The sequence below is a fragment of the Microcoleus sp. EPA2 genome (assembly GCA_020882975.1).
Lineage (GTDB): Bacteria > Cyanobacteriota > Cyanobacteriia > Cyanobacteriales > Microcoleaceae > Microcoleus.
Genome location: JAHRFD010000012.1, coordinates 66660 through 79597, shown reverse-complemented (window position 1 = coordinate 79597; position 12938 = coordinate 66660). Strand labels below are relative to the sequence as shown.

Below are 12938 nucleotides of genomic sequence, written 5' to 3'. Positions count from 1 at the left end.
ATTCTCATTAAAAACTCTAGGATGTTAACGGTAGGAACTTCCGGGGGCGCGACTTTTGCGGGGAATTTCACAGAGTTTGATGTGAGCCTAATTTGAGGGCAGGAAGTGAGGATTTCCATGGGCGATTTGCCGAACTAGATGTGCTAAGTGTATTAACTATGGGTCGATCGCCATTTCAGTACAATGTCACTTTTTGAAGTTGCACAGTCGCTGAGTCGGAATAACTCAACATTAAAAATCTAGCTCTAATCCTTTTTCTATCTAGATTAGAGGCTTTTTCGAGCTGTGGCGATGCCGGGGCGATGGATAGACAGTTAGCCTATTGGCACAAGGAACAGGGGGCAGGGAGACTTTGAGCAAGTTCTTGTTCCCCCCTTCTTAAGGGGGGCTAGGGGGGATCTAGATTTAATAGTTAAACAGCAGTCTCTGACTGGGTTAGAAGTTAAATTGACACCTATGATGCCCGCCCATTCCTAGACTACCCCCCATCACAGACGATTTTATTCGCATCGGCGGCCAATGAGGGCCGGCACGGGGGCACGGCCCCTACCAAGAGTGAAATAGCCCTGCCCTGGGCGGAGAGAGGGTGAGAGGGCGATAGGGCTAGACACAGGAGTGGAGACGAATCTTAATTGCTACTGAGGGAATGATTCTCTGAATAACTTTTGCTCTGGTTAATATCAGCCAAAAGAAAGATGACTTAACAATAATTTCGGTGTTAATTAGAATAATTATATAAAAAAAATACCTAAAGGAAGGGAGAAGAAAGAATGGACACATACACAGACCGCGAACAAGAACCAGTTGGGGAAAGAGAAATTGACTCGATACCTGTAGGTACTAAAGTTTCGCCCCAAAAAGTTAGTGGGGTGGAAGTACCACCTCTAGAAACTCCTGTATATACTCAGCAAAAAGTGAGCGTTGAGGAGTTAAAGATTAATGGTGATGATTTGGTTGCTAAAGTTAAAGAACTGATTCACGAAGGGAATATCCGCCGGATAATTATCAAAAATGAAGAGGGGCGGATCTTGATTGAAGTGCCTCTGACGGTGGGAGTAGTCGGTGGAGTGATCGGTGCGGCGTTGTTTCCAGTGATTGCAGCAGTAGGGGCGATCGGTGCTTTAGTAGCTCACATGACTATCATTATCGAAAAGAGTGAAATTACTTAACCTCTAGGGCTTTGGATAATAATCATTGCTTCTATCCCCCCTCTTCCCCCTTTTTTTAGGGGGAAGAGGGTCAAAAATTTTAAAAAAAGGGGGATTAGAAGATATCAAATTTGCTCGTCTAATGAATGATATTCTAAGAAATCACCTTATGTGCTAGTTGAACTTTCCCTAAAGCTATCTTTCTACTATCAAAAAGTTTCATAACTCCTGATGCTATGGTGTCAATAACCTCGGCATCGCAGTAGGATAGAAGTTCTTCTGAAGAAAGATGACCTGCGAAAAAATCGTGAGCTTTTTTCAAAAAGCTGTCAGTTTCTGCAAAGCCAATAGATTTGATAATAAACGTAGAAACAGGGGAGTTTTTAATATCATAGGGAGATTCTTGATTGCGTCCTATCTCTAACAAATCTAAGACTTGTTTTTGTAACTGATTTTCGAGAGGATAGGCGATATTCCGCTCTGGTAAGTAATCCTCTAAGGCAGAGGTTGTAAAGCCAGGTGCGCGTAATTCTCCCATCATAGTAGAAAGGGGAATGTCGCGTCCCAAACGGTAGGAAAGGGCTTCTAAAATAGCGATCGTAATCAGCTTGATACCCAAATACAGTTTGGCAACTGCAATATTCTTTCTGGTGCGGGCAATCATGTTAGTGTAGGTTTCATCGTCCGGTTCTTCCATGAACTGCTGAAAAACCAGTTCGGGTTTGAGGAAGTTCAAAAATCCTTCCATTTTTTGTAAAGAGCGGCGGTATCCACCCACAGTATAGGAATTGACGTTGCTCAATTCGTGGTTGGTTTCGGGCATCAAATTCCAAGTATTGTCTAAGAAGTTAGAGGAATTGGGAGAGGCAAAATTCTCGACATCGCGATTTGCTAATCTAACCGATCGCTTGACAATTTGGCATAGTTCTGAATCTGTTAATCCTAAATTAAAATCACGATTTACATTGACCAAACGCTGGTGCAAAAGTTCGATCGCACTTAAGCCGTTGGGCGAAACTCCACGAAAAGGAATAGTAGCTTCAATGCAGGCGGAGATCTGAACGATCGTCCTAGGAGGCAAAAAAGCTTCTAAACATTTCCCTGCAATCACCGCACTTAAGAATTCATTTTGACCGGCAAAGGGAGACAGAGTTTGACCTGGGACAAACCCAAATACGGCTGCCACGAGCTCATACATAGCATCCTTGGGGAGTTCGGTTTCATCCCTAATCACTAACTGCGATCGCACCTCCTTGACAAAAGGACAAAGGGCGCTACTGATATTAAAATTTACTCCCTGATCGACTTGCACGTATACCAGGTCGTGAAATAGCGCCGCCAACACTTCGATCGGATCGACGGACCCCCCGACCTCAAAAATATGTTCCGACGTGTGAAAATAGCGCCAAGGCCCCCTCATCGTTTGAATGATGAGCTCGGCTATCTGCTCTAGCTTGGGAACGTCTACTCGACCTCCTAATTGTTCGATCGACGTGACTAAGCAATCCAAGCACCGTTTTTGTTCTCCAAAGAGTTCCATTTACGCACCTCCCGTGCATTCCCTGATTCCTCCGTTTGATTGAATGGTATCAAAATGCGCTGCGATCGTGCCATGATTAATCAATCAAAACTGCTGGGATTTCAGGGAGACAGAGGCAGAGAGCGATAGGGGGGGAGACAGGGGGAGAGAGGAAATTTAAAACATTAAAACTGGGAGATTTGTGGCCACGGGTCGGCACAGAGGCGATCGGTATCTTGAATTACACTAAAGCCGACAAAAGCTTTGGGATGGTGGAAATTCAGCTTCCCGCGGTGCTAATCTCACAGTATTTTTTCTGGGTTGAGGGTTGACAAAAGTTGCTGGGCTACTTTCTCAAAAAACAGGGTTTAAAACCCGGTCTAAAGTCAATTTTCTGCTTTTAGAGAGATGCAAAAACTCGATCGCTCGTCGCAATATTAACTAGGAACTCAACTATTTGGGAGATGAAGTGGCGTGAAATTCGTGTCCGACCCGCCAATTTCGGTAAAAGTCCGCAAGATGAAAGAGCGGGTACGGTGGCAAGATAAATCGATCGCCGATCGGGCGATCGACCAAACTAAGATAATTTTGGACGATCGAGTTCCAGACGATCCAGAGTTTTCGTTTTTAGTCGTAGGGGACAGCGGCACCGGCAACCACCGGGGTCACAACCCCCAGCGCCAAGTTGCGGAACTGATGGTGCAGGAGCGCCAAAATTGCCGTTTCCTGCTGCATACAGGCGATGTCGTTTATCTAGTCGGTTCCAGCGAATACTATTTGCAAAACTTCATTCGCCCTTACCGCGAGTTTCTAGTGGGTGGCGATGCGCCATCTCGGATTGCCTACGATCGCATGATATTCAATTTTCCGTTCCTACCAGTACCGGGAAATCACGACTATTACGACTTACCGCTGTTCTACGGCATTCTCTCAGCTACGGCACAGCCACTGCGCCACCTGTTAGGCTCAAAGTTAGATCTGGATGTAGGCTGGCACGGTTCCGATCGCGGCAATGCCTATGCTAAAGCCTTTCTCGACTACCTGCAAGCTCACAAACTGCCGGGAGAACTCGATCGCCACCTAGACACCCACTACACGGCTCAAACCAACACCGGCCGCTGCTTGCGCTACCAACCCGGACGCTTTACCCGCTTACCCAACCGTTACTACAGTTTCCGCAGTGGCGGCATTGACTTCTTTGCTCTCGATTCCAACACCTTTAACGAACCTTTGCCACTCCCAAAAACCAAAGAGGGCGACCTTCGCCGCCAGAATTTGGCACAAGAAAGGGAGAAATTGGAGCAAGAAAAAACCGAAATGCTGGAAACCTCCGCTCGTCTGAAGCCGGAAATTCCGTCGGAAGCCGAACAGCTAGACGACTTGCGTGCCAAATTAGCGCAAGTTGACGAAATGCTGATGGATATTGACAAACAACTCTCCCCGGACCAAACCGCGGCTACTGACTTTGAACAACTCGAATGGCTGAAACTGGGTTTGATTGCATCTTGGGCTGATTCCCAGGTGCGGGGGCGGGTAATTTACCTGCACCATCCCCCCTACGTGACTGAGGCGACCAAGTGGAATCAAGCTCAAACTTTGGCTGTTCGGTGGCATTTACGGGAGGTATTCGATGCGGTGGCGCGGGAAGTTGGGGAGGGGTTGCGGGGGCGTCCGTTAGTAGATTTAGTGCTGACTGGCCACGCTCATTGTCTGGAATACCTGCGGACTGGGGATACAGGCCACGCTGATTCTCATATTAATTGGATTATCTGTGGGGGAAGCGGGCACAGTCTGCGTCGTCAGCGTGTGGAAGGGCCAGTGTTGGAGGAAACTTCCGGTTATCCAGTGTATCAGTTGGCGCGATCGGCGGAGGGAAAAAAAGTCGGCCGCCCGGTAGCGGAATCTTTGCTATATGTCGGCCGCAGCGGTCAAGGTTCCCAGAAACGCCGTCCTTATTCGTGTTTGCGGATTGATGTTTTGGATGGGTGCCCCCCCAAGTTCCGAGTCCGACCTTTGGTGGCGGAACGATTTAGCGGGAAGTGGCAGGATAGTGCGATCGAACCTTTTGTGATTTAGCATCCATCCATCTCTGGGTGCTTTTTCATCTGGGCCTTGGGCATCGCTAACACAGTTGGTGCTCAACAATCAAGCTGACTCTGGTAAATAGGCTGTCTAGGGGAGGCTGATGCCTACCCCATCAGAATTGTGCCAGATGTCTCATCGAAGTGCGATCGATTAAGTAAGTCCACCTAATTAAATGCAAGATCCAAATCGCTCAAAAGCTTACTGGCTTGCTATTCTTCACATCGATCTTCTTCCTGAATTTCCCCCCTTGGGGGGGGTGACTTCTTCCTTCTACTTACTTCAACAAAAAATCAACCTTACCAACGAGAAAATTGTCATGATTGCTAACTTAACCGCCACTGGTTGGGAAATTATTTATCACCGCGCCCATGCTTTGCTGGCTGCGCAACTTGGCGGACAGTGGAAGCGCTCTGAGTCTCCCCTTCGCTTGTACGAAACCATAGCAGCTATTTCCCATCACGATGATTTAGAAAAAGAGTGGGAAGAAAACATCCTAACTGAGGCGGGCGCGCCCTTGGATTTTACGCTACAAACCGAAATTTGTGTGCCGAAACTCAAAGCCATGACGCAGAATGCGCTATATCGTGGTAGGTGGGTAGCCATGCTGATTTCTATGCACATGAGCTATCTGATTGAAGGAAAGCGGGGAGAGTTGAAGGAACTTGATGACTTCTTGGATGAACAACTGGAAAATCAACAAAAATGGCGCAAGGAGTTGAAGATTAGGAAAGAGGATGCTGAGTCTGCTTATGCTTTTTTCCAGTGGTGCGATCGGCTATCTTTAATTTTGTGCTGCCGGGAGTTACCCGCGGGAGAACGAGCTTTAGAAATTAGCGTCGGTCCTGACGGCAAACGCTATGACATTGTGCAACATAGCAACGAACTGCTGACAGTAACTCCTTGGCCCTTTGCCGAAGAAAAGTTTACTGTGAATGTGGAAGCATCCTATTTGAATCAAGCCAAGTTTGACAGCAACGAGGAAATTAAAGAAGCCTTGCATAAAGCCCCCAAAAAAGTGTTGGAGTGGACTTTTGTCAAGTCTTAGTTAAAATTTGAGAAATAGCTGCTGCTTCAGGGGAGTAGGCACAGTGGGGTGACTTCTTGCTTCTTCCTTCCTCTTTACTTCCTGAATTTCCCCCCTTGGGGGGGGGCTGGGGCAGGGCGGTTTCATTCTCTGTAGGGGCCGTGCCCCAGGGCTGTTTCATTCTCTTGTAGGGGCAATCCCCCCGTGGTTGCCCCAATCTCTGAAATGACGGAAAATGGTCGGTGGAGGGGGTAGGCACGCACCATTAGTGTCAACTTAAGCCTGAAAGCTTTGGTATCTCTCGCTTTTACGCCAAGTCTAGATCCCCCTCGCATCCCCCGATCGAAGGGGGACTTTGATCGGAATCTTGTTCCCCCCTTCGATCGGGGGGCTAGGGGGGCTCTGGATTTAATAGTCAAACAGCAATCTCTGACTGGATTTGAGCTTAAGTTGACACCAATGGGCACGCACCATCCACTACCCCTACAAAGCCCTCGTTTTTTGGAGAATGAAACCGCCCTGGGTAGGCACTCTTGGCGCTACCCCTACAAAACCCTTTTTTTGGTGAGAATGAAACAGCCCTGGGGCACTACCCCTACCTCATCCCTATTTTTCGGAGAATGCAACAGCCCAGGGCTGGGGGGTGACTTCTTCCTTCTACTTACCTGTTAGGAATTATTTATGAAACGTTCTGCTTGCCTAATTTTTAATCCCGCGGCCGGTCAAAGCGATCCCGACCAAGATTTAGCTTTAATTCAGCAACTTTTGGAATCTGAGATCGACTTGGATATTCGGCTGACCACACCTGAATTAGATGCGGCCGAAATTGCCCTAGAAGCGGTTTCTAGAGGCGTTGAGTCCATTATTGCTTCCGGTGGTGATGGTACTTTGTCGGCGGTTGCCGGTGCGATTGTTGGCACAAATATTCCTTTGGGCATTATTTCGCGGGGGACTGCGAATGCTTTTGCAAATGCTTTAGATCTGCCGAATACAATTCAAACGGCCTGCGAAACGATTTTGGGAGGCTTAACGCGGGTGGTGGATGCGGGTATTTGTAACGGTGAACTGCCGATGGTTTTGTTGGCGGGAGTTGGTTTTGAGGCGGAAACTGTGGAATTAGCCGATCGCGAAATGAAAAATCGCTGGGGAATGTTGGCTTATGTTTTGTCGGGGATTAAACAGTTAAATAACTTAGAAAGGTTTGAAGCGGAAATCGAAACTGAAGATAAGATCGTTAGTGTTACTGCTGTGGCTGTTACGGTGGCGAATGCCGCGCCGCCTACTTCTATTTTAGCTCAAGGGCCCGCGGGGATTATTTTTGATGATGGTTTGCTGGATGTGACTCTGGTGGCACCTGTGAATAAAGCTGGGGCGATCGCAGCTTCTTATCACCTATTGCAAACTGCTTTGACTGGGAATGCGAGCGATCGGGATGACATCGGTTATATGCGAGCCAAAAAAATCAAAATTACTACCGATCCACCTCAAAAAGTTGTTTTAGATGGGGAAATTATCGGCATGACACCGCTGTCGATTGAGTGTGTACCGGGGGGGTTAACTGTGTTTGTACCCCGCATTGAAGAGGAACCAGTGACGGAAAAACTTACGGGTTTGTCGGATATCAAAGTTGTTTTGAAGGAGACTTTGTAACTACACAAATCCAGTCCGTTGAAGATAATTCGCGCCTATAAAAACAAAGTCCGCCTGGGCGGACTAAGTGAGGAGAAAAGATAAATTAGGTGGCTTTGGGAGGAATACCGCAGGGGCGGTCTTTTGTTTTTAAGCTTCTAAGATTTGGCGAATCCGACGTTCTAAACGTTCGAGGTCTAGTCCACCTTCATCGCGACTAATGCGACGCACGGTGACGTTGACATTGCTCAAATCAGCCAGCAAATCTTGGAGGATTTCCTGTTGTTGACGGGCTTGAGTAATTTCGCGGGGTTCCTGCACTAAATCGCGGACAATTGTGTCTTCGGCGCGGGAAGCAACGATGGGGTCTGGTTCGCCGTCTATATGCACGAAAGTCCGTCGTCCGGGGCCCCGTTCTTCTTCGATTGGGATGACTGCTGTTACTCGGTCCGATCGCACATATTTGCCAAATCCTAGGTGGACTAAGACGGAAGATTGTATTTTCATAGATAGCAATTCTTATTTGTAAGTTATCTATATTTTAGCTTTTGATACCAGGAGTTCACAACTAATATTAGAGATTATTTTACTACTGTATATGTCGGTTTTTTCTCTATTTTATGGTTGTTAAATGTTGTGAAAAATGTTAAGGTATTTGGTAATATTCCCGATCGGCCGAAAGTGCAGTTGGATCGGAATTATTTAACCACAGAGAGCGCAGAGAACACAGAGAAAGAGAAGAGAGAGATGAACGGCAAATATTGAGCAGTCTGTAGTTGGCTTATGCGTTAACATAAAAATAGAGCTGTGGGCGATCGCCCTCCGCGCATTTCAGGGACACAGCCTACCGATTCTAGATTTGAGCGTTACTCCCACGGAAAAACAGGAAAGCCTAAATGATCCCAATTAGTCTCGACTTAGTTATCAGTCTCCTGACGGCCATTCCCTTCGGCACCCTACAAGACAAGCTTCAGCGCAACGAAAGAGTTATCAAAATCTTAAAGAGATTTAACCTCGACCCCGATGCTCCGCCCGCAGATTTTAGCGGAGTTTATGTTTATACTTTAGTAGAGTACGGTGCTGGCAAACCTAAGCAGATTTTAGAACTGTTTCGCCAAAAAGAGATTGAATCAGCATTTCGCAAAGCCTTCGAGTCTGATAGCCCAGGGATTTTAATTCAAGCAGGCGACGACTATCTGAATGAGTCTGCTTTGGGCCGGGAACTCCGAAATTTAGGGATTGACCCCAGACGAGAATTCATGGCTTTTGCGGCCGTGTTTATGGAAGTCGCAAAGCGGACGCGATCGATCAACGACGTGATGGTGGGAAATGCGATCGCTTCTTTGCAAAAACGCCTATCTCTGGTAATGGATCGCATCGAACGTCTTCCCACTCTGGAAGGAATTCGCACCGAGTTTGCGCGCTTGGAAGACGAAGATATTCCCGCACTTCCCGCAGCAGCATCCACTAATATTCAAAAGTCTCAGGCTTTTATTTTATCACAACAAGTTCGCGGTTGGTTTGAAACATTAAATTATCAGTTTGAAACCTATCAAATCTGCGAAGATAACTATTTTGAATGGATTATCGATGTTCCGGTGAGACGCAAAAAGTACGATCGCATTTTAGTGCGCGGAATTGCCGGAGAAGCTGGAGTCAAGGACATCTTGGCCTTGCGCGAATCGGTGAATAAACAGCGCACCGATGAAGGCTGGTTAGTTACCGCCCGCCGCATCAGTCGCGCCGCGCGGGATGAAGTAAAAAAAGATGAAAATCGCGATCTAGCTTGCTATACTTTCGATGAATTGCTCGACCAAGATGCCGATTTTACCGCTTATCTGGATTGGCTAGAAACTGAAATTACCAGCCGGAAAATTAATACAAAATACGTGCCGCTAGCTTGTACAAAAGAAGAAATTGACCCCGATACTCACCGCAAAATAGGAGTGAGTCATTATGGCGAGGGAGATGGCTGGATTGAAGGTTATATTGACCTGTGGTTAGATGACCCCGTAAAAGAACATATTTCAGTTTTAGGAGAATTTGGGACGGGAAAAACTTGGTTTGCGATGCACTATGCTTGGATGGCGCTGCAACGCTACAAAAAAGCTCAAAAAGGCGGCTTGGAACGCCCGCGTTTGCCGTTAGTAATTCCGCTGCGAGATTACGCTAAAGCCGTAAGTGTGGAGTCGCTATTTTCGGAGTTTTTCTTTCGGAAACACGAGATACCTTTGGCGGGTTATTCGGCGTTTGAACAACTGAATCGGATGGGTAAGTTTCTGTTGATTTTCGATGGTTTTGATGAAATGGCCGCTAAGTGCGATCGGCAGGAAACCATCAACAACTTCTGGGAACTAGCAAAAGCCGTGGTTCCCGGCGCAAAAGTCATCCTCACTTGCCGTACCGAACACTTTCCTGAAGGCAAGGAAGGACGGGCATTGTTCAATGCCGAACTCCAAGCATCAACAACCATTTTAACAGGCGAAACTCCACAATTTGAAGTATTAGAATTACAGAAATTTAACGACGAACAAATTGGGCAAGCGCTGTCATTTCAAACAGAAGCAGCTACTGTCGAAAAAGTGATGGGAAACCCGCAATTATTAGATTTAGCGCGCCGCCCGGTGATGACCGAGTTAATTTTGGAAGCATTGCCCGATATTGAAGCTGGAAAACCAGTGGATATGTCGCGGATTTATCTGTATGCGGTGCGACGGAAGATAGAAAGAGATATCAAAGCTGAACGCACTTTTACTTCTTTGGCAGATAAGCTTTATTTCTTGTGCGAACTGTCTTGGGAAATGCTGTCTACCAACCAAATGAGCCTGAATTATCGCGGTTTTCCCGATCGCATTCGCGGCCTGTTTGGTTCCATCGTCCAAGAGGAAAAAGACTTAGACCACTGGCATTATGACATGATGGGTCAAACCATGCTAATCCGCAATGCCGATGGCGATTATACTCCGGCGCACCGTTCGCTATTAGAGTTTTTTGTCGCTTATAAATTTGCCGCGGAATTGGGAGTTTTAGCGGCAGATTTTACCGAATTAGTTGCGCCGGAACAGTCTTGTTTAGATCCTAATGCAGCGCCTCAAGAATACACTTGGTCTAATTATTGTCGGCTTCAGGCGCAGAAGAGAAATAAAGGTGAACTTATCGCAGCTTTGAAGGGATTTGTTGCTGAAGATTTAGAGCAACTTCTTCCGAGTTTCGGACACTCGCCTCTGACAAAAGCAGTGATGGATTTGTTGTTACCAATGGTAGGGGCGGTGCCCCCGTGCCCGCCCGGCCAAAATGTAGGGGCGGTGCCCCCGTGCCCGCCCGGTCCAGATGTGAGGGCAACCACGGGGGGATTGCCCCTACTGGAAATTGTGGAAGCAACGCGAGGAAAAACAGAAAGTGAGGTAGGTTATGTGGGAGGCAATGCGGCGACGCTGTTGGTGAAAATAGATCGCACTGCGTTAGAAGCAAAAGACCTTTCTCGTGCAGTTATTTTAGGTGCTGATTTTACAAATGCTAGTCTGCGCCGCGTCAATTTTGCTGAAGCGAATTTAGCTGATTCTGTTTTTACTAAAATCTTCGCTAGTGTTCGGTCAGTAACATTTAGTCCTGATGGCAAACTGTTAGCTACAGGTGATAGTGATGGCGTAGTTCGCTTGTGGGAAGCTAGCAGCGGTAGAGAAATATTGACCTGTAAAGGACATACCAACGTAGTGGAGTCAGTCGCCTTCAGTCCTGACGGTGAGATACTGGCTAGCGGGAGTTATGAAAATACAATCAAGTTATGGGATGTCAAGACTGGTGAATGTTTAAAAGTTTTGCAGGGACATACCGGATCAGTAATGTCAGTCACCTTCTATCCTGATGGAAATATACTCGCTAGCGGGAGTTTCGATTGCACGATCAGGTTATGGAATATTCACACGGGTGAATGCTGCAAAATTTTGCAGGGTCATACTAAAGTCGTGTTTTCAGTGGCTTTCCATCCTGCTGGTGAGATGCTTGCCAGTGGAAGCGGCGACAAAACAGTGAGGCTGTGGAATATCGGTACTGGTGAATGTCTCAAAACTTTGCAAGGTCATACTAAAAGCGTGTTTTCAGTGGCTTTCAATTCCGGTGGTGAAATACTTGCTAGTGGCAGCAGCGACAAAACAGTGAAGCTGTGGAATGTCAGCAGCGGTGAATGTCTCAAAACTTTGGAGGGACATTTCGATCAAATACGGTCGATCGCCTTTAGCCCTTCGGGCGAAATACTTGCAAGTGGCAGTCACGATCGCACAGCAAAACTGTGGGATATCAACAGCGGTGAATGCTTGAATACTTTGCAAGGGCATAACGATCGAATAGGGTCAATCGCCTTCCATCCTGGCGGTGAAATACTTGTTAGCGGCAGTTACGATAAAACGCTGAAGCTGTGGGATATCAACAGCGGTGAATGCTTGAATACGCTGCAAGGGCATAGCAATCAAGTAAGGTCGATCGCCTTTAGTCCCAACGGTGAAATGCTTGCCAGCGGCGATGACGCGCAAACAGTCAAGCTGTGGGATGTCAGCAGTGATGAATGCCCCCAAATCTTGCGCGGACACCTCGATCGGGTAAACTTAGTTGCCTTCAATCCTTCGGGTGAAATACTTGCCAGCGCTAGTTACGACCAAACACTGAAACTGTGGGATATTCGCAGTGGTGAATGCCTTCATACTTTGCCAGAATTTGGCAATGAAACGCGATCGATCGCCTTCAGTCCTTCGGGTGAAATACTTGCTAGTGCAGGTTATGACCAAACGGTGAGGTTGTGGGATATCGGTACTGGCGAATGCCTCAAAACGTTGGACGGGCATAACAATTCTGTAAACTCGGCTGCTTTCAGTCCTTTGGGCGAAATCTTTGCCAGTGCAGGTTTTGACGGAACGGTGAGGCTGTGCGATATCCATACTGGTGAATGCCTCCACATCTTACAGGGGCATACGGGTTGGGCGCGCGCGATCGCCTTTAGCTATAACGGTGAAATACTTGCTAGTGGCAGTGTCGATCGCACCATAAGACTATGGGATGTCCGCAGCGGTGAATGCCTCCAAATTTTGCAGGGGCATACTGATTGGATACGTTCAGTTGCCTTTAGTTCTTCTAGTGAAATAGTTGTGAGTGGAAGTGTCGATGGAACGGTAAGATTATGGGATATCAGTACAGGTGAATGTCTAAAAATTTTGCCAGGTCATACCAGTAGAATTAACTCTATTGCTTTCAGTTCAAATGGAAAAATTATTGCTGCTTGCTGTCGTGATGGCACAATTATACTTTGGGATTTTGAGACTGGTGAGTGCCTCAAAATACTGAAAAGCTATCGACCTTATGAGGGGATGAATATCACAGGTGTTACGGGTTTAACGGAAGTTGAAAAAGCCACGCTCAAAGCTTTAGGGGCTGTGGAAAATTGATTGTCGCAAAGGCTGTCACTCCACCAAGTCCGACAGGGAATCAATTCCCTGTCTAATAGCGAAAGTCCTCGCTATGAGGACTAATTAATTCTTTAGTC

7 protein-coding genes are annotated in these 12938 nt (G+C 47.0%); 5 read left to right on the top strand and 2 right to left on the bottom strand.

The window, feature by feature from the left end:
• The first annotated feature begins 770 nt into the window (after positions 1 to 770).
• A complete protein-coding gene (locus AAFP14_RS13070; protein ID WP_341732684.1) occupies positions 771 to 1169 on the top strand; it encodes a DUF4342 domain-containing protein in 399 nt (132 codons plus the stop codon).
• Between the two features lie 133 nt (positions 1170 to 1302).
• On the opposite strand, the gene AAFP14_RS13065 is transcribed toward AAFP14_RS13070, so the two are convergent.
• Positions 1303 to 2688: a hypothetical protein gene (locus tag AAFP14_RS13065; protein ID WP_341732683.1), complete on the bottom strand. Its 1386-nt coding sequence runs from the start codon at positions 2686 to 2688 to the stop codon at positions 1303 to 1305.
• 453 nt (positions 2689 to 3141) lie between these two features.
• Between AAFP14_RS13065 and AAFP14_RS13060 the strand changes: the two genes are divergently transcribed.
• From AAFP14_RS13060 to AAFP14_RS13050, 3 genes are all read left to right on the top strand, one after another.
• On the top strand, positions 3142 to 4743 hold the full coding sequence (locus tag AAFP14_RS13060) for a metallophosphoesterase family protein (RefSeq protein WP_341732682.1): 1602 nt from the start codon (positions 3142 to 3144) through the stop codon (positions 4741 to 4743).
• Positions 4744 to 4924: 181 nt separating this feature from the next.
• Positions 4925 to 5797 (top strand): DUF3891 family protein, encoded by an 873-nt coding sequence (locus tag AAFP14_RS13055; RefSeq protein ID WP_341732681.1) that lies wholly within the window; start codon positions 4925 to 4927, stop codon positions 5795 to 5797.
• 660 nt (positions 5798 to 6457) lie between these two features.
• Positions 6458 to 7426, top strand: a complete 969-nt coding sequence (locus AAFP14_RS13050) for a YegS/Rv2252/BmrU family lipid kinase (RefSeq protein ID WP_341732680.1) — start codon at positions 6458 to 6460, stop codon at positions 7424 to 7426.
• Between the two features lie 129 nt (positions 7427 to 7555).
• Here the strand turns inward: AAFP14_RS13050 and AAFP14_RS13045 are convergent, their stop codons facing one another.
• On the bottom strand, positions 7556 to 7912 hold the full coding sequence (locus AAFP14_RS13045; protein WP_341732679.1) for a hypothetical protein: 357 nt from the start codon (positions 7910 to 7912) through the stop codon (positions 7556 to 7558).
• Positions 7913 to 8301: 389 nt separating this feature from the next.
• Between AAFP14_RS13045 and AAFP14_RS13040 the strand changes: the two genes are divergently transcribed.
• The gene (locus tag AAFP14_RS13040; protein WP_341732678.1) at positions 8302 to 12840 is read left to right on the top strand and encodes a WD40 domain-containing protein; all 4539 of its coding nucleotides are present in this window, start codon (positions 8302 to 8304) and stop codon (positions 12838 to 12840) included.
• The last annotated feature ends 98 nt before the right edge of the window (positions 12841 to 12938 follow it).

What these genes read in the sequence shown, in the direction of transcription:
- AAFP14_RS13070 (WP_341732684.1), top strand. Translation starts at nt 771, where the DNA reads ATGGACACATACACAGACCGCGAACAAGAACCAGTTGGGGAAAGAGAA.
- AAFP14_RS13065 (WP_341732683.1), bottom strand. Translation starts at nt 2,688, where the DNA reads ATGGAACTCTTTGGAGAACAAAAACGGTGCTTGGATTGCTTAGTCACG.
- AAFP14_RS13055 (WP_341732681.1), top strand. Translation starts at nt 4,925, where the DNA reads ATGCAAGATCCAAATCGCTCAAAAGCTTACTGGCTTGCTATTCTTCAC.
- AAFP14_RS13050 (WP_341732680.1), top strand. Translation starts at nt 6,458, where the DNA reads ATGAAACGTTCTGCTTGCCTAATTTTTAATCCCGCGGCCGGTCAAAGC.
- AAFP14_RS13045 (WP_341732679.1), bottom strand. Translation starts at nt 7,912, where the DNA reads ATGAAAATACAATCTTCCGTCTTAGTCCACCTAGGATTTGGCAAATAT.
- AAFP14_RS13040 (WP_341732678.1), top strand. Translation starts at nt 8,302, where the DNA reads ATGATCCCAATTAGTCTCGACTTAGTTATCAGTCTCCTGACGGCCATT.